Genomic DNA, 17,533 nt, shown 5'->3' on the forward strand with positions numbered 1-17,533 from the left:
TAAATTAAACTTTTATAACTGCCCCGAAAAGGGGTATTCCTTTAAAGGAATATAAGTCATAATTACTATGGTAGTTTTTATGCAATATTGGCAAGTATCCATCAAATTTAATTTTAGGGAAAAATGAAAAAAACGATTTTAATGATATGCCTTGGTTTTGTTGCAACCCAAGTTGTAGCCCAAGACCCTGTACCCATTAAACCACGGGTCTTAATTAGCACGGATATTGGAGGTACCGACCCAGATGATAATCAATCCATGACACATTTATTGATGTATAGTGATTTGATAAAGCTTGAAGGTCTTGTTTCATCCCCTTCCTATGGCCAAGGAAGCAAAGAGGAGATTCTTCGAATGATAAATTTGTACGAAAAAGATTTTCCAAAACTTCAAGGACACAACAAGGATTTGGCAGAACCCGATTATTTACGTTCTATAACAAAACAAGGTAGAAAAGGAGGTGCCCCGTTTAGGGGTTACCAGACCTCAACAGAAGGATCTGAATGGATTATAAAATGTGCAAAAGAAAAAAACGATCAACCGCTTTGGGTTTTGGTCTGGGGCGGTTTGGAAGATTTGGCCCAAGCCCTTCATGATTCTCCAGAAATCCGGAACAGAATTAAGGTTTATTGGATTGGCGGCCCCAATAAAAAATGGAGTGCAAACAGTTATGCCTATATAGTGGAGAACTTCCCCGACCTATGGTTTATTGAGGTCAACTCTAGTTATTACGGCTTTTTTTCCGACAACAATGTTCCTGATAGTGTAAAAAGTTCCGATTATTATGATCGCTATATTAATGAGGCAGGGCATTTAGGGAAAGATTTTAAAAGCTATTATAATGGTGAGATAAAAATGGGCGATACCCCGTCCCTACTCTATATGTTGGATGGTAATCCAGATAAGCCGATGCAGGAAAGTTGGGGCGGCAGCTTTGAAAAGATCAACCACAGTCCTAGGATTGTGTTCAACAAACCCTCAAGCTTAAAGGATACCGTTGCTTTTTGTTCGATTCTTGAATTTCATTTAAAGGGACCCAAAACAAACATTCCAAAAGACTCCGTTTGTTTCTGGATGGAAGTACCTTACGGAAAATCGGTTCAAAAGTGGCCGGGCTACCATCTTGGAAATGGGGAATACGTCATAAGGTACATCCCAAAAAAGGCGGAGATATTACACTATAAATTCACCTCCAAGATCCCGGAATTGGATGGCCTGAAAGGCAGTATTGTTATAGACAACCACTGGCCGGGAAAAAAACATGAATCCGACTATGTCCTGGGCAATAATTGGTATTCAGACAAATCGGACAAAGAATTTTATGATGGAAAATTACAAGGAGGCAAAACAATTCAAAAATGGAGAACAAATGTTCTAATGGATTGGGCAGAACGATGGAATTGGTTACGATAGAAAAGAAATTGCAGGCATAATGTTCCAGCCTAATTGCCCAAGTATACTTCAGGAAATTATCCAATGGCAAAATAAGTGGTAGTACGGATTTTCTACCAGCCTACCGGCAGGCAGGTTCAGTTTTTATTTGCTAAATTAGGCGTTTGAATATTGTGATTAATCCAATTCATATAGGGCACCACCGGGTTGAATCCAGAAGTACAAATAGAACATTATTTTACTTTTAGGAAAACCAGGGCATTAAAAACCAAAAATGCCTATATACTTCCCACAAATGGACAGACTGATAAGGAAGCATACTAAAAGTATATTTAAAAATTAAGATAAACCATAGTTTCTCACTATTTTGGTAACTTCAATTTATTCGAACATAAACCGAATAAAAAAAGTACTTGAAGCCTAAGGAATTAAACAAACTTGGTAGGCCGAGAAGCTTGGAAAAAGTTATAGTGATAGTGAATGCTTACATTTAAAATAGACAACAACCTTGACTAGCAGTACTAATCAAAATAGCACATATTTTGGATATAGGTATTAAAGAAGTATTATTATCGAATACGCCTCAAAACCATGAAAAAATGCATTTCATAGATCTATTTGCAGGCGCAGGAGGACTTTCAGCAGGATTTATCTCAACTGGTTTTAAACCTATGGCTTACCTTGAAATCAAATAATCTGCTTGTACTAGAAGAACATCTGATTAAAGATTATTAAATGGAATATAGAATCACATATATTGACACTTTACTTTCCAGTAACTTCCCGAAGGATTTTATTCCAAAACAGAAAAAAGAAATTAAAAGCAAATTTAAATTCTTTTTTAGGTTACTTAATGGTGACAGAAACATTTATTTTGAAGGTTTAGCAAACAGAAATGATTCATTTGACCCATTAGATTTTTTAGGGAGCGAACATGGAGGTACAGACTTGCAATATCTTGAAAATAGAAAATACTTACGATTATGAAAAATGCAATAAAAGTGGCTTGTGCTATAATTGCTATCGATCATAAATTTTTGGTTGTTCAAAGAAGTGAAAGTATGAATCTACCGCTAAAATGGGAATTCCCTGGAGGAAAAATAGAACTGAATGAAACAGAAGAAGAATGCGTCTTAAGAGAAATAGAGGAAGAATTAAACATTGAGGTCACCTTGGTTAAAAGGCTTACATCATCTTTTTTCGAATATCCAAATATTGCTATCGAATTAATTCCTTTTTTAGCCAATTACGAAAAAGGAGAGATAAAACTGAAGGAACATAAACAGTATATACTTTTGAATAAAAAAGAACTGATCCGTTTGGATTGGGCTGATGCTGACTTACCGATTGTAAAAGAACTACAAGAATTATGACTCAAGGAATTTATGAAGAACTGGTAACAAAATTAGTTGCTCAAAAAATCAATGAGCTTGATAAAAGCGCTTACCTAATTAACAAGACCAAGATTGATAAAGAAGAGGCCTCCACAATATTAGCAAAGCACTTATCACAAACTATAAAGCATGCATTAGAGTATGTAAAAGGAGACAAGCAGATTGAGTTACAAATTGAAATAGCTAATAAAATCATCAGAATTTTAAAGGAAGTACTTCAAAAAGAAGAATTTAACAATGACCTGATAGACGTTGAAGGAGAGATTTTAAAAGCAGTATTTACAAAAGTTGATGCTCATTTTTCAGATTTCGACCTGCATTTAAAAGAAATAACGCCTTACACGAGACTAACCCATAGCGAACTTTTTACCGGAGGCAATGTGGGCTTATCACTTGAGAGTGAACTTAAAAAGGAAATTTTATCTGCTGATAGGATTGACTTATTGGTATCCTTTGTAAAATTCAAGGGAATAATTATTCTTGAAAGAGAATTAAGGGAGTTTACTAAACGAGGAGGTAAGCTGAGGCTAATAACCACGACCTATATGGGAGCTTCCGATTACAAAGCCATTCAGTTACTTTCAAAATTAGAGAATACAGAAGTTAAAATATCTTATAATACTGGTAATGAGAGGCTTCATGCAAAGGCTTACTTGTTTTTCAGAAACACTGGTTTTCATACAGGTTATATTGGTTCTTCAAACTTTTCCAGGTCTGCGCTAACCGATGGTTTAGAATGGAATATAAAAATTACAACAAAAGAGGTGAGCCATATTATAGATAAATTTCAGAAGACATTTGACTCTTATTGGCAAAGCGATGATTTTGAAACTTTTGATGATTCTATTCATAAAGAAAAACTCATTAGCTCTTTGAACCTGAGGAAAATATCTAAATCCTCCGAAATCATCCTTTCATTTTTTGACATCAAACCTTACCCTTTCCAGTTAGAGATTTTAGAAAAACTTGAAGTGGAAAGAATGATACATGACAGAAATAGAAATTTAGTTGTAGCAGCTACAGGAACGGGAAAAACGGTAATCTCAGCATTTGATTACAAGAACTTTAGACAAAACAACAAATCTTCCAAGCTCTTGTTCTTAGCACATCGAAAAGAAATACTTTCACAGTCTGTATCTACTTACAGAGGAATTTTAAGGGACAATAATTTTGGTGAGTTGTGGGTGAATGGACTAGAACCAATTAGCTATGAATACGTATTCGCTTCCGTTCAAACGCTAAATAATAGACTCGAAAATATAAATTTATCACCTCAATATTTTGATTACATAGTCATTGATGAGTGCCACCACCTTGCAGCGAACAGCTATCGCGCCATTATAAATTATTTCAAGCCAAAAGTACTTTTAGGTTTGACTGCCACACCTGAAAGAATGGATGGTGGTGACATTCAAGAGGACTTCCACAATAGAATTGCAGCCGAGATTAGACTGCCAGAAGCTTTAAATAGGAGGCTACTTTGTCCTTTTCAATATTTTGGCATTACTGACAGCATCGATTTATCCAATGCTACATGGGTTCGTGGCAGATATGTTGCAAGCGAGTTGACCAATTTATACACCGCCAATGACAGAAGAGTAAGAGAAATTATTGATGCTTTAGAGAAATACACAAAAGATAAAACTGATGTGAAAGCTATCGGCTTTTGCGTTTCTATGGAACATGCAAAATTCATGGCAGAAAAATTTACTTTAGCGGGATTTAAAGCGGACTATCTCACGAGTGCAAATGATCAAAATAGAGATATTGTTAGAAATCAATTGCTGAATAAAGAAATTAATTATTTATTCGTCGTAGATATTTTCAACGAGGGGGTTGACATATCGGAGATTGATACTGTAATCTTTTTGAGACCTACAGAAAGTTTAACAATTTTCTTGCAACAATTAGGAAGAGGGCTGAGATTAGCAAATGATAAAGATTGTTTAACCGTATTAGACTTTGTTGGCAATGCCAGACCAGAATACAATTTTGAAAATAAATTCAGGGCGCTTATCGGTAAAACCGCGACTAAAGTCCACAAAGAAATAGAAGACAACTTTCCACATTTGCCAATTGGCTGTTCTATCGTTTTGGAAAAGAAAGCCAAAGAAACAATTCTTGAAAACATAAAAGCTGCTACTAACCTTAATCGCAATCAAATTATTAGTAAGATTAAAAAATTTAAACAGCAAACCACTCTTCCTCTTAATCTCAAAAACTTTTTAGAATTTAATTCTATTTCAATACAAACAATTTATAAGAGAGGGAGCTGGAAACGTTTATGTCAAGAAGCTGGCGTTATCGATGATTTTCAAAAAAATAATGAAAAAGAAATTGTTTCATCCATCAATAAAAAATGGCTCTCAACAAGCTCAACAAGTTATTTTAGATTTATACTAAAACTGGCAAGGGCAAATTTCCTACTGAATTTGACGGAATTCAATCCTGAAGAACGAACCATGCTCTTAATGCTTCATTACGACATCTGGCAAAAAGCAAGCGGATTTGAATCACTTGAAGAAAGTATTCAGACCATTGGTAAGAATAAGGTTTTGGTTGAAGAAATAATTGAAGTGCTTGAAATTTTGATTGACCATATTGACTTTAAAGAAATAAACATTAATTTACCATACAATCAACCTCTAAAGGTTCATGCGCGATACACAAGGGATCAAATTTTAGCTGCTTTTGGATTAAGCACTTTCGAAAAAAAATGGCCTAGCAGAGAAGGAGTAGCAGAAAACACCGCTTTAGATACTGAATTACTTTTCATCAATCTTATCAAATCAGAAGAAAATTTCTCTCCTACAACAATGTATGACGACTATGCTATAAATGAATATTTATTTCATTGGCAGAGTCAAAATTCAGCAAGCCCAGAAACATCAAAGGGTCGATCTTACATAAAACATCAAGAAAATAACAAGAAAATTCTTTTGTTTGTAAGAGAAAAAGCTAACGACGAATATGGAAATACGATGGGATATGTGTTCGTTGGCGAAGGAACTATTAGTGATTATTATGGTGCTAAACCAATGAATATTAAGTGGGAATTGAATGAGCCAATGCCTCATTATTTATGGAATGATGCAGCAAAACTGAGAGTAGGATAATTCAATTTACATTCCTCCCTACTAGCGCTAAACTTCCTTTGTAATTAGACAGTCGTCACGCTTTTTCCAAAACTAGCATTTTTTCAAACTAAATGCTTCTTATATTGTTAAAGAAAATTATCGAATTTAGCGATGGACTAAAAAGGGTAAGCTTACACCATGATTCAAATAATAAAAGCAACTATAGAGCATTCCGCAATAATTGCCGAAATAGGAAAACAAGCCTTTTGGGAATCTCACGGGCATAGCGCTTCAAAAGAAGATATTGACAGCTTTATTTCAAAGAACTATAACAAGGAGGCTATAACCAAGGAATTTGAGAATACCAATGTTCACTACCTGATTGTCCAATTCCATGATAAAATTGCAGGATTTTCAAAAATTGAATTGAGCACTCGGAACCAGAACATTAGTGAGCCAAACATCACCAAACTGGACCGATTATATCTTTTAAAGGAGTATTACGGGAAAGATCTGGGAGCAAAATTATTACATACTACTATTGAAATATCCAAACAAAACCATCAGCAAGGAATTTGGTTGGCGGTCTGGAAGGAGAACCCAAAAGCCATACGCTTTTACACCAAAACCGGATTTAAGATTGTGGGAGAGTATAATTTTAAAATATCCGAAACACACTTTAATCCCAACCACATCATGTACCTAAAATATTGATGCCCAAGCTGAGAGTTTTCCCAAAAAGAGAAGGGTTACCCTTATTTTCATTTATTTTTGCTTTATGAAATGAGCATAAACAAAATTAGTTTTTTGCATACCAACCAAAACAATTAAATTTTTTATGCGAACCTGCCCGCTAATCGTTAAAAATTATTGATGGCAGGCGGGAACGCAGCGGTTGATTTATGCTGAAAATTTTTATTACGCTCATTTTCGGATTAATAAAAATTTTTAAATAGATGAAAAGACTAGTTAATTACTTTCTCCAAGGCCTGTTATATATAGCACCCTTGGGAATCACGGCCTACATTATATATGTCATATTCAATTTTATAGATAATCTATTGGATGACAAACTCGAGGAAATTTTTAAAATTGATGTTCCAGGATTGGGATTTGCAGTAATCTTTTTATTTCTCGTTTTGGTTGGGATAATCGGCCAAAGTATATTTGCCCGACCCTTTAAAGTACTATTTAAACGGATTATTGAAAAAGCTCCTTTGCTTAAACTTATATTTTCAGCCCTGAACGACCTTTTTTCAGCCTTTGTTGGCAAGGAAAAGAAGTTTAATAAACCGGTAATGGTATTGGTGAACCCTATATCGAATCTAGAAAAGTTAGGCTTCTTGACCGAAGAGGATTTGAGCATACTTGATGAAAAGGAAAAAGTAGCCGTCTATTTCCCACATTCCTATAATTTTTCGGGGGAATTGTTCATAGTACCCAGAAATCAAGTAAGGGTAATTAATGTAAATCCTTCGGTAGTTATGAAATTCATTATATCTGGTGGGGTTTCAGGTATCTATGAAGAAAGAGAAACCGTCAATGATATAGAATAGGAAATCTTTACGTAAGTCTCCGTTTTTTGGAAGGCTACAAAATCATACAGTATGAATCCAAAAGTTGTTGATAGATTTTTAGATAGGGCCAAAAAATGGCAGCAGGAAATGAAATTACTTAGGGAAATCTGCTTGGATTGTGGCCTTACGGAAGAATTTAAATGGATGCACCCCTGTTATACGTTTCAAGGCAAAAATGTGGTTTTAATTCACGGTTTTAAAGAGTATTGCGCCCTTCTCTTTCACAAAGGAGTTTTGCTGAAGGACACCAACAACATTTTAATACAACAAACCGAGAACGTACAATCTGCACGTCAAATTCGTTTTACCAGCCTGCAGGAAATCATAGATCTAAAATCTACCATCAAAGCCTATATTTTTGAAGCCATGGAAGTAGAAAAAGCGGGATTGGAAGTGCCAATGAAAAAGACTTCCGAATTTAAGATGCCGGATGAATTTAAAGTGGCCTTGGATAATGATCCCGATTTAAAAGCTGCGTTCCAAGGCTTGACCCCCGGGCGACAAAGAGGGTATTTGCTGTATTTTTCACAGGCCAAACAATCCACAACTCGAACCTCCAGAGTTGAAAAACATATCCATAAAATTCTCCAAGGCAAGGGATTAAATGACCAATAACAATAAGGGCCATTAACATATCCCAATATTGCGAAACTTATTATAAATAAACAATGCCCAGAATCCATGACTCTGGGCATTGCTATTACTCCACCGAACCATTTGGTTATAATGGTTATTATCTGGAGCTACCTCCTATTATACATGAATTCGACATAAAAAAGAATTACAAGACATTGATTTAAAGTAATTTAAAAATTTTCTACTGTCCCCTCGAGCCTGCCTGGAAGGCAGGCGGAGTCGAGAGGTTATTGTACTGTGACGATTTTTAATTGAGGTCTCTCCCGATAACCATCGGGATGCGCCCGTCTACCTATAGGCAAGCTAGACAGGACAAAATCACCATTTATAACTCATTAAAAATTAAATATAAATCGAACTCACGTTATTATACATTTTCAGGAACTTCATATCCTTCCCTATAATCGCGTCTCAACATTTTATCCGCTTCAGGGTCGTTTATAAACGACTCGGATTTAGGATTGAATGTCAGCACTCGATCCAATCTATAGGCAATATTGCCCAAATGTGCCAAGCCAGAGGAAAGATGGGCCGTTTCCACAGGACCGTTCAAGATAGTTTTATCGCGCTTGCGCACTGCCTCTATAAAATTGGCAAAATGTCCGTCCGTTCCGCCATCACCACGGTCCATTTCCGATCCTGATTCACCACCATCCTCACCAGATTTCCCTGGAGTCCTGTCCTGTCCTAAATATGTTTTATACTTATCATAACCGTCAACGACCAATATTCCCTTATCGCCATAGAAAATATTACCTACAGTGGCGCCTTCTTCGGTGTTGGTACACCATGGGCGAACTTCAAACTGTATAATCTTTCTTTCTTCAGGGTAGTTGTATACGGAAGTTAGCACTTCCGGTACTTCCTTACAATCGTCCCAAAGGTACTTACCGCCCATGGAGGTAATCTTTGTAGGAAGCCCTACATCCAATCCCCACATACAAAGATCGGTTTCATGAATACCTTGGTTTCCTACATCCCCATTGCCATAATCCCAGTGCCAGTGCCAATTATAGTGCACCAAATTTCTGGTAAATGGTCTTTTTGGAGCTGGTCCTGTCCAAAGGTCATAATCTATTCCTGCTGGAACGGGCGAGAAACCTTGGTCGCCAATATCGCCTCTCCAACGAAAAACAATACCTCTGGCCATATAAACCCTTCCTATATAGCCATCGCGCATTAAATTAATGGCTTCGTTTACGGCAGGGGAACTCCTTAACTGAACACCGTGCTGTACAATCCGGTCATATTTTGCAGCTGCTTCTACCATTTTACGGCCTTCCCAAATGTTGTGGGAGCCCGGTTTTTCCACATAGACGTCCTTCCCGGCCTGGCAGGCCCATATTACCGAAAGGGCATGCCAATGGTTTGGAGATGCAATACTTACTACGTCTATATCCTTATTATCCATAACCCTACGAAGATCCTGCTCCAGGGCAACATCTTTATTGTAGGTCTCCTTAAAGGATTTTTGGCGCTCGCGCAATAGGTTCATGTCCGGATCGCACAAGTGTGTAATCTGAACATTCTTTTGTACCATAAGACTTTTAATATGGCTTTTTCCACGGCCATTGACACCCAAAACTGCCGCATTGATACGGTCGTTGGCCCCAAAAACAGTGGATGAGATTATGGTAGGTGCCGCAATAACGGCAGAACTTGCCACGGCCGTTCTTTTAATAAATGATCTTCTCGTAGATTTCATTTGCAATTATATTTACGTTAACTATTAATTTTATTGACTTTATACAACGTCCCAACCTTGAATTCAAAACCGTTTAATGCTTTAAGCAGCCAACTGCCCACTAGGTATTTTGGCGTAGGAGACCAACCTTTACAATTCATGTAAAAGACACCTTGTCCCCTTTTGCAATGAAAGTTAGCATTATTTTTTTATTCGTTAACGTTAACAGGGGTAGATTTTTGTTAATTTTTCAACTTTAGTTGTTGTTTACAACATATATCATACTTTTTTTGGATTAATTTCATTTATCCATCACCTGTCCCTATCCAAATTATAGGTAACGACAAGTGCAGGGCTACCTTCAATCCAAAAATTTGAGCCCTCAACTAGTGTATCCGGTTCTGCCTGGCAGTATCTATTATTGGCGGCTATGGGCCAAGAAAACGGACCCATTATCCATAATAATTATAGGAATAAAAGGTATTAAACCTCAGGGCAAGCCTGTCCGACAAAGGCAGGCCCTGAACAAAATAATAGGAATCGACCCAAGGGTCGAGGTAGTGAAACTAGATCCCGCCAAAAAAGGCGGGATTAGTTCAACTTACAATTTTCAGTGCGTCTTACTTACTTCTCAAAATTGAGTTTCACTAATAAAGCCAAACGACCAATATAAATGTTATTCCAAACGATAAAAAAACAACCCTATAACCCTTGGAAATCAACCCTTAAAATTTTCTTATTTAGATTTAATATAAATAATTTGCTCAATTCAAATCTTAAAGATATTTTTGTCGCCGAACAATTATTTATTATTAGTCTAAATAAGAATAGATGAAAAACCAACTAACATTACTACTTCTCCTTTGCCTAAATTCCTTGGCATTTTCACAAAAGGCAACCGTTAGCGGAACCATAAAGGACAACACACAAACGCCTCTATTTGGGGTGAATATCGTTATAAAGAATTCCCAAATTGGGACGCAGAGCGATGAAAAAGGTCACTTTATAATCGCCAATCTTGACGAAGGCGCACATACCCTGTCCATTTCCTATCTTGGTTTTAGAACCAGGGACATCCCATTTTCTGTTAGCAAGGGAAAAACGCTTGATCTTGGGGATTTGATCTTATACGAAGGTAACGAAATACTCACCGAAGTAATCGTTGAGGGGGAGCGCATCAATAAATTTTCAAGAAAGAAAACGGCCTATGTATCCAAACTCCCCTTAAAGGACATTGAGAACACACAGGTTTACAACACAATTACCACCGATCTTTTGGAATCGCAAATAGTGACCAACTTTGACGATGCCCTAAAAAATGCCGCCGGAGTGGAAAACCTATGGACCTCCACAGGTAGGGGCGGTGATGGGGCCGGATACTATTCCATGCGCGGATTCTCTGTGCAACCGCAATTGGTCAACGGCTTGCCCGGTTTAACCAACGGTACCATAAATCCGGCAAACATTGAACGGATAGAAGTCCTAAAAGGACCATCCGCAACATTGTTCGGAAATGCCGTTAGCTCCTATGGCGGTCTAATAAATGTGGTAACCAAAAAACCCTATGCAGGCAGCGGGGGAGAACTTTCCTTTACCTCCGGCACCTACGGACTGAACCAGATTACCGGAGATTTCAATACGGCACTCAACAAAAATGAAAACCTATATTTTAGGCTCAACACCTCTTATTCCACAGAACAGAGTTTTCAGGATGCCGGCTTTAGAAAATCCTTTTTCGTAGCCCCTTCCCTATCCTACAAGGTAAATAACAAATTATCCTTCTCCTTCTATGGCGAAATTACACAGACGGAACAGACCAATCCTACCTTTTTGTTTCTAAACAGAGGTGCCCCAACGGAAGCCCAAAATCTTGAGGAGCTGGGTTACAACAACAAACTGTCCTTTACCAGCAATGACCTTACCCTGGAAAATCCGACCCAGAACTACAGGATAGAAATGGACTATAAATTATCGGACACTTGGCAATCCCAGACTTTGCTTTCAAAAAGTTCCACTTCTACCAAGGGCTACTATTCCTATCTGTACGACTATGGCATTTTAGGGAACGATACCTTTACTAGGTTCATCAACAAACAAAATGCCAATACCCAAACCACGGATATCCAGCAAAATTTTATAGGTGATTTCAAAATTGCCTCCCTTAGGAACCGAGTGGTAATTGGTTTGGATTATTTCAATGCTACGGAAACCAACAATAGTACCGGCTATGCATTCTATGGAAATGTAACTCCTGAAGGCGGCTCCAATGGGGACAATCCTTTTACCGCTGATGTGGAAACCGACTCCTATGCCCTCTCCACGGCAGCAGTAGATGCCGTTTTGGCCTCACAGGCCGTAGGGAACATTAAATCCAAATATCACATTTATAGTCTCTATGCTTCGGATGTACTAAATCTTACCAATAAGCTATCGGCAATGCTGGGCCTTCGCGTAGATCGCTTTGATAACGAAGGTAATTTGGCCAATACGGATGACGATTATGACCAAACCACCTTGTCCCCTAAGTTTGGATTACTATACCAGCCCCTATTGGATCAACTTTCTATCTTCGCCAATTACCAAAACGGTTTCACTAATGTTGCCCCCCAATTGGTAGGAGATCCGGATGCGGGACCGCAGACTCTGGAAACCTTTGATCCTGAACAGGCCAATCAATTAGAGTTTGGGATTAAGACCAATCTCTTCAATAATAGATTAAACGCAAGCATTAGCTACTACGACATAAAGGTGAAGGACCGTGTAATTACCGACCCCTCATCGCCCTTTAACAAAATTCAGGGAGGAGAAGTGGAAAGTTCAGGTTTTGAAATTGAAATCAATGCCAACCCTGTTAAAGGTTTGAACCTACGGGCCGGCTTTAGCAATAACGATAGCGAAACCACCAAATCTGACAATACCGAAATTTTGAATCGCAGACCCTTGGAGGCCGGTCCCGAAACGCAATATAATTTTTGGGCGAACTATGAATTGCAGGAGGGTATGTTGGACGGTTTTGGAATGGGACTAGGGTTTAATGGGGCAAGTGAGCGCTTTGCCATAAACTATGCCTCCACTGGAGAATTTATCCTACCCAGCTATACCATTGCCAATGCCTCACTTTATTACCAAGCCAACAAATATCGCATTGGCCTAAAGCTGAATAATGCCTTTAACAAAGAATATTACAAAGGCTGGACCACGATAAACCCACAGGCACCTAGGGTGCTATTGGCCAATTTCACCTATAAGTTTTAAGCAAAAAATATAGATTTTCAACATCGTACAAATGAACCTCAGAAAAATCATCTTCGAACTTCATAAAATTTTAGGACTTACCACTGGTATCGTCGTGTTTATTGTAGCGATTACCGGCTGTTGCTGGGCCTTTAGGGATGAGATTGAAAGTCTATATGACGACTATAAAAAGGTAAGCCCCCAAAACAAGCCTATTCTTACCCCTACTGAGGCCAAAATGTACGCTATGGAAGTTTTCCCCAATAACCATGTACACGGTACCCTATTTAAAAAAGCGGATGATGCCATTGAGGTAATTTTTTACGACCCCGAACCAGAATTTTACCAAAGCGTTTTTTTAAACCCCTATACTGGTGAGGTGATACAGGTAGATGATCATTTATCCGGGTTTTTTGCCTTTATCCTAAAAGGGCATATGCGCCTATGGTTGCCAAAAGAAATTGGGGAACAAGTGGTAGGTGCATCCATCCTCATTTTTATGGTGATAATCCTTTCCGGTATCTTTCTGTGGATACCCAAAAAACGTAAAAACCTTAAACAACGCTTACGGTTCAACTGGAAGGATACTACGCGCTGGAAACGCAAAAACTTTGATCTTCACACTGTAATCGGTTTTTACATCTGTTCCCTAGCGCTGATCCTTGCCTTTACAGGCTCGGTAATGTCCTATAATTGGATGAAGTATGTATTGTATAAATCTTTGGGAGGGGACAAGGAAGCTGCATTTATTATTCCGGAAAATATTGGTACAGCCAATATAAACGAGGATGTAAAACCCATGGATCTATTAATTCCGAAACTATGGGCGGCATCGCCAGAGGCAGAAAGTTTTGAACTGCATTACCCCAAATCAGAGGACGAAAGTATTTACGTGGAAGTTTCCAATAGCTCTGGATTATATTACGATTCTGACTTTCGTTTTTTTGACCAACATACCCTGGAGGAAATAGAGACTCCCGGTATATATGGCAAATACGAAGATGCCAAGCTAGCGGACAAAATACTACGGATGAACTACGATATCCATATTGGAGCCATTGGGGGCATTGCCGGAAAAATAATTGCCTTTTTGGTGAGCCTGCTTACCGCCAGTCTGCCCGTTACCGGAATTTTATTGTGGTATGGTAGGACCTATAAAAAGAAGCATAAAAAATTGGCCGAAGTAGAGCTTTAGCAAATTAATATACTAAGGTAATCCCGTTTAACATAGGGAATTCTTTGGATTGAAGTTCAACTCCTTTTTACAGTAACAACCCCGAGGCTATTCCTCGGGGTTTTAAATTATATATGCTCCAATATGGTTTATGCACTCCAGTTTTGCACATAATTGAATTAACTGAAACTGCAGAATTCCACGCTATTGCCTATGGCATAAATATCTCAAAACCTATATATCCTTTGTATTGAAAAAAATTGTATTTTAACTTCGGTTAAATACCTGATGCACAAAAGCCTATAGGGTATTTTCACTAATTTATTTAAGGGATGTTGTTTATCCCAATGTTGACTTAAATATTTAGGAAATTATATGAAATTGAGTCTTAAATTCCTTCCCCTAAAAGATTTGTTCTATTCCATTTTTCCAACAGTAGGCACCTATGGCGGCTATATACAGGGAATAGCGCCTACCTTATTTCCCAATATATGGATTGCCGTGGGCATAGGGCTCCTAGCCTCAGTGATTCTAGCTGTTGTGTTTTACAAGGAAAATGTAAAAGCCTATAAAAAGTCATTGGCCGAAATACTTGCCACGGGTTATTTTATGAATTTTACCGGCCGCTTTGGAAAACTTCTTAAAACCAAAACCCCTATTCATTTTTCTTTTCCGGACGATAAAATAAGGACCTTTACTGCAAATCAAATTACCGTTGAAGTAGGAATGCCGACCAGCCTCAAATCATTGACCGAATACGCAGAGATGGTTGAAAATAAATATGAAATTGTCTATGTGCGTGAAGCCACCTACAGTGAGCCTTTTTGGTTACGGGCACAATTGGACGACAATAGACTAATTATCCATGAATTCCCAAGAACCTTATTCTCCCTCTCCAGGTATTTAAAAGATGATTTTTTAGATCAGCAGCTGGCAGAAAAAAATTCCAAAAAAATATATGCGTTCTTCCAGGATAAGATCGATCAATTAAGAATTGAATATTCCAGTGAAATTTCAAATGACAAATTGAAGTTTATCACGGTATAAGTATATTTATAGTTAGGTAATATGCCACGGGCAATAAATGGCCATTATACCCTACGATTGCCAGAAAAATAAATAAGTCGCATAGAATCAAATGTCGAACATTGATCGGCCCAATATAAATAGCTTTGGGAATGAAAAAAAAGGAGAATGATATAAGACCCATTATTTTAGAAGCCGGGGAAGGCAGAACTTACCGCTGCGGTAGCATGACGGCCATTTTTAAGGCGGATGATCAGGAAACCGATGAAAAATACAGTGTCTCAGAATGGTGGTTGGAGCCCAATTCCATGGGTCCCGGGGCTCACCAGCACCAGGACAATGACGAAGTATTTTACGTTCTGGAGGGATGCTGTTCCTTTTTAATAGGGGATCAATGGACCGAGGCCGATAAGGGAACCTTTTTAAGGATTCCTGCCAAAACCATGCATGACTTTGCCAACAGAACGGATCAAAAAACCGGCATCCTAAATTTCTATATCCCGGGAGGTTTTGAACGAAATATGCCAGCAATAGTAAAATGGTTTAAAAACAATCCAAATTCCTGAGAAATGAACAGTATAACAGTAGAAGCCCAAATGATGATCAGAAAACCCGTGGAAGAGGTTTTTAAGGCCTTTATAGACCCCAAAATTACCACACAATTTTGGTTTACAAAATCTAGTGGCCCCCTCAAAAAAGGGAAAACCGTTACTTGGGAATGGGAAATGTATGGCGCCGTGTCAGAAGTACTCACCAAAGATATTGTCCCCAACAAATTAATTGCAACCCAATGGGGCAATCCTGCCACTCAGGTAGACTACGTATTCACGGAACTAACTCCACAAAACACCTATGTAATCATAAAAAACTATGGTTTTACGGAAACAGGGGAAGAGCTACATAAAACCCTAATGAACAACACCGGTGGATTTACCACTGTTTTAGACGGACTAAAAGCGTATCTGGAGCACGGTATACAGCTCAACCTCATTGCAGACAAGTTCCCACAGAACCTAAAGCAATAAACAAGATTTCACTGGCAGCCCGTGTTAATTAAAACACAGAGCCAAACTAACAGTAAGTTTGTACAATATAATTTTAGATGAAAAATCCTATTGAAATAAAGATGGCCAAAACGGCAACCGACTTCGAACAAGCCAAAAAATTAATCTTGGAATATGTAGCCTGGTTGGGCATTGATCTGTCTTTTCAAAATTTTGATAAGGAAATAGAGGGCCTGCCCGAAATGTACAATTATGAGGATGGCGGATTATTTATTGCCTATATAAACGAGGAGGCTGTTGGCATCGCCGGAATCCGAAGGTTTAATAAGAACGATGGAGAAATAAAACGTATGTTCGTACAACCCAACAGCAGGGGTTTGGGCATAGGACAACTACTACTCAACCATTGTATTGAAAAAGCCAGAAAACTTAACTACGACACCATAAAACTGGACACTGCAGATTTTATGAAATCGGCCATTAAACTGTATACCGATAATGGTTTTGTGGAAATAGGGGCTTACCGCCACAATCCACATGAATCTGCACGGTACTATGAACTAAGCCTAAAAAAGTAGATATCCCCTATTGAGGTACTTCATAAAACACCTAAACTAGACAACATCATTCTTCTTTACAGAGTAATGTTGCACTATTTTCAATAATTATTTTTTATTGTTAGGAATCCTCACTATATTTGTTGGGCAATAGTGCAATAACCTAAATACAAGAAAAATGAAAAAATCGGTTTTTTATCACGCAGGATGTCCCGTATGCGTTAGTGCGGAACATGAAATTTTAGAATTAGTGGGTCGGGATAATGTGGAAATAGTACACTTCGGCCAAAACAAATCCCGTATTCCCGAAGCGGAAAAAGCAGGTGTTAAGTCGGTCCCTGCCCTACTTACGCCCAATGGAAATGTACTGCACATCAACTTTGGAGCTTCCATGGCCGATGTAAAAGGTTAAATTTTTTATTCTAAAATGTTAGGAGTCCTAATAAATTGTATTTTATAATGAGCGCCATGAAAATATCGGTTTGGGACACTTATGTGGCCCGGGAAGACGGCAAGACCATGCACTTCGATATACTGGTACCCCATAATTTGAAGGACAAGAATATCATTTTTGATTATGGTCGTGAATTTCTATCCACAAAATCGTTCAAAACCAATGGACTATCCACCAAGGCCTGTACCTACTGTCATATGGAAATGGCCAGCGACACCATATTGGAAGCCATAAATAGAATGGGGTATTTTATCTTAGAAATGGAAAATTGTGAATAATTTGATTAGGATAACTAACTTTGCCTGTCGGGCAATTCCCGGCAGG

General features: G+C 38.1%; 17 protein-coding genes. 16 read left to right on the top strand and 1 reads right to left on the bottom strand.

Annotated elements, in window-relative coordinates:
* Positions 1-123: 123 nt before the first annotated feature.
* The 8 genes from U735_RS0117330 (at position 124) to U735_RS0117365 (ending at position 8,055) form a co-directional block, all read left to right on the top strand.
* Complete coding sequence (locus tag U735_RS0117330) at positions 124-1,413, top strand: nucleoside hydrolase-like domain-containing protein (RefSeq protein ID WP_031445036.1); 1,290 nt, start codon at positions 124-126, stop codon at positions 1,411-1,413.
* Positions 1,414-1,934: 521 nt separating this feature from the next.
* Positions 1,935-2,087: a DNA cytosine methyltransferase gene (locus U735_RS26015; protein ID WP_227020758.1), complete on the top strand. Its 153-nt coding sequence runs from the start codon at positions 1,935-1,937 to the stop codon at positions 2,085-2,087.
* A 40-nt stretch (positions 2,088-2,127) separates the two neighbouring features.
* Positions 2,128-2,379: a hypothetical protein gene (locus U735_RS0117340; protein WP_031445037.1), complete on the top strand. Its 252-nt coding sequence runs from the start codon at positions 2,128-2,130 to the stop codon at positions 2,377-2,379.
* Complete coding sequence (locus U735_RS0117345) at positions 2,376-2,765, top strand: (deoxy)nucleoside triphosphate pyrophosphohydrolase (protein ID WP_031445038.1); 390 nt, start codon at positions 2,376-2,378, stop codon at positions 2,763-2,765. Before U735_RS0117340 ends, U735_RS0117345 begins: the two co-directional genes overlap by 4 nt.
* Entirely contained in the window at positions 2,762-5,902 is a 3,141-nt protein-coding gene (locus tag U735_RS0117350) for a DUF3427 domain-containing protein (protein WP_031445039.1), read from the top strand. The genes U735_RS0117345 and U735_RS0117350 overlap by 4 nt, the downstream gene beginning before the upstream one ends.
* A gap of 159 nt (positions 5,903-6,061) precedes the next feature.
* The gene (locus tag U735_RS0117355) at positions 6,062-6,577 is read left to right on the top strand and encodes a GNAT family N-acetyltransferase (RefSeq protein WP_031445040.1); all 516 of its coding nucleotides are present in this window, start codon (positions 6,062-6,064) and stop codon (positions 6,575-6,577) included.
* Positions 6,578-6,819: 242 nt separating this feature from the next.
* Entirely contained in the window at positions 6,820-7,419 is a 600-nt protein-coding gene (locus U735_RS0117360; RefSeq protein WP_031445041.1) for a DUF502 domain-containing protein, read from the top strand.
* A gap of 51 nt (positions 7,420-7,470) precedes the next feature.
* Positions 7,471-8,055, top strand: coding sequence for a YdeI/OmpD-associated family protein (locus U735_RS0117365; protein ID WP_031445042.1), 585 nt, complete (start codon positions 7,471-7,473; stop codon positions 8,053-8,055).
* Positions 8,056-8,443: 388 nt separating this feature from the next.
* Here the strand turns inward: U735_RS0117365 and U735_RS0117370 are convergent, their stop codons facing one another.
* The gene (locus U735_RS0117370) at positions 8,444-9,781 is read right to left on the bottom strand and encodes a Gfo/Idh/MocA family protein (protein WP_031445043.1); all 1,338 of its coding nucleotides are present in this window, start codon (positions 9,779-9,781) and stop codon (positions 8,444-8,446) included.
* An 810-nt stretch (positions 9,782-10,591) separates the two neighbouring features.
* On the opposite strand from U735_RS0117370, the gene U735_RS0117385 reads away from it, so the two are divergent.
* From U735_RS0117385 to U735_RS0117420, 8 genes are all read left to right on the top strand, one after another.
* Complete coding sequence (locus tag U735_RS0117385) at positions 10,592-13,015, top strand: TonB-dependent receptor (protein WP_031445045.1); 2,424 nt, start codon at positions 10,592-10,594, stop codon at positions 13,013-13,015.
* Between the two features lie 31 nt (positions 13,016-13,046).
* Positions 13,047-14,189 carry a PepSY-associated TM helix domain-containing protein gene (locus U735_RS0117390; RefSeq protein WP_031445046.1) on the top strand — a complete coding sequence of 381 codons (1,143 nt, stop codon included), beginning with the start codon at positions 13,047-13,049 and terminating at the stop codon, positions 14,187-14,189.
* 354 nt (positions 14,190-14,543) lie between these two features.
* Positions 14,544-15,215 (top strand): STING domain-containing protein, encoded by a 672-nt coding sequence (locus U735_RS0117395; protein ID WP_031445047.1) that lies wholly within the window; start codon positions 14,544-14,546, stop codon positions 15,213-15,215.
* Between the two features lie 131 nt (positions 15,216-15,346).
* On the top strand, positions 15,347-15,760 hold the full coding sequence (locus tag U735_RS0117400; protein ID WP_031445048.1) for a cupin domain-containing protein: 414 nt from the start codon (positions 15,347-15,349) through the stop codon (positions 15,758-15,760).
* A 3-nt stretch (positions 15,761-15,763) separates the two neighbouring features.
* The gene (locus U735_RS0117405) at positions 15,764-16,219 is read left to right on the top strand and encodes an SRPBCC family protein (RefSeq protein ID WP_031445049.1); all 456 of its coding nucleotides are present in this window, start codon (positions 15,764-15,766) and stop codon (positions 16,217-16,219) included.
* Between the two features lie 77 nt (positions 16,220-16,296).
* Positions 16,297-16,776 (top strand): GNAT family N-acetyltransferase, encoded by a 480-nt coding sequence (locus U735_RS0117410; protein WP_031445050.1) that lies wholly within the window; start codon positions 16,297-16,299, stop codon positions 16,774-16,776.
* A gap of 157 nt (positions 16,777-16,933) precedes the next feature.
* On the top strand, positions 16,934-17,167 hold the full coding sequence (locus U735_RS0117415) for a thioredoxin (protein ID WP_031445051.1): 234 nt from the start codon (positions 16,934-16,936) through the stop codon (positions 17,165-17,167).
* 47 nt (positions 17,168-17,214) lie between these two features.
* The gene (locus tag U735_RS0117420) at positions 17,215-17,487 is read left to right on the top strand and encodes a DUF2024 family protein (protein ID WP_232233279.1); all 273 of its coding nucleotides are present in this window, start codon (positions 17,215-17,217) and stop codon (positions 17,485-17,487) included.
* Positions 17,488-17,533 lie beyond the last annotated feature (46 nt).

This window comes from Arenibacter algicola (assembly GCF_000733925.1).
Classification (GTDB): Bacteria; Bacteroidota; Bacteroidia; order Flavobacteriales; family Flavobacteriaceae; genus Arenibacter; species Arenibacter algicola.

Bases quoted from the DNA above. Each gene is read 5' to 3' on its own strand.
- U735_RS0117345 (WP_031445038.1), top strand. From the start codon at position 2,376: ATGAAAAATGCAATAAAAGTGGCTTGTGCTATAATTGCTATCGATCAT.
- U735_RS0117365 (WP_031445042.1), top strand. From the start codon at position 7,471: ATGAATCCAAAAGTTGTTGATAGATTTTTAGATAGGGCCAAAAAATGG.
- U735_RS0117390 (WP_031445046.1), top strand. From the start codon at position 13,047: ATGAACCTCAGAAAAATCATCTTCGAACTTCATAAAATTTTAGGACTT.
- U735_RS0117355 (WP_031445040.1), top strand. From the start codon at position 6,062: ATGATTCAAATAATAAAAGCAACTATAGAGCATTCCGCAATAATTGCC.
- U735_RS0117340 (WP_031445037.1), top strand. From the start codon at position 2,128: ATGGAATATAGAATCACATATATTGACACTTTACTTTCCAGTAACTTC.
- U735_RS0117415 (WP_031445051.1), top strand. From the start codon at position 16,934: ATGAAAAAATCGGTTTTTTATCACGCAGGATGTCCCGTATGCGTTAGT.
- U735_RS0117330 (WP_031445036.1), top strand. From the start codon at position 124: ATGAAAAAAACGATTTTAATGATATGCCTTGGTTTTGTTGCAACCCAA.
- U735_RS0117420 (WP_232233279.1), top strand. From the start codon at position 17,215: ATGAGCGCCATGAAAATATCGGTTTGGGACACTTATGTGGCCCGGGAA.
- U735_RS0117405 (WP_031445049.1), top strand. From the start codon at position 15,764: ATGAACAGTATAACAGTAGAAGCCCAAATGATGATCAGAAAACCCGTG.
- U735_RS0117385 (WP_031445045.1), top strand. From the start codon at position 10,592: ATGAAAAACCAACTAACATTACTACTTCTCCTTTGCCTAAATTCCTTG.
- U735_RS0117395 (WP_031445047.1), top strand. From the start codon at position 14,544: ATGAAATTGAGTCTTAAATTCCTTCCCCTAAAAGATTTGTTCTATTCC.
- U735_RS0117370 (WP_031445043.1), bottom strand. From the start codon at position 9,781: ATGAAATCTACGAGAAGATCATTTATTAAAAGAACGGCCGTGGCAAGT.
- U735_RS0117400 (WP_031445048.1), top strand. From the start codon at position 15,347: ATGAAAAAAAAGGAGAATGATATAAGACCCATTATTTTAGAAGCCGGG.
- U735_RS0117360 (WP_031445041.1), top strand. From the start codon at position 6,820: ATGAAAAGACTAGTTAATTACTTTCTCCAAGGCCTGTTATATATAGCA.
- U735_RS0117350 (WP_031445039.1), top strand. From the start codon at position 2,762: ATGACTCAAGGAATTTATGAAGAACTGGTAACAAAATTAGTTGCTCAA.
- U735_RS0117410 (WP_031445050.1), top strand. From the start codon at position 16,297: ATGAAAAATCCTATTGAAATAAAGATGGCCAAAACGGCAACCGACTTC.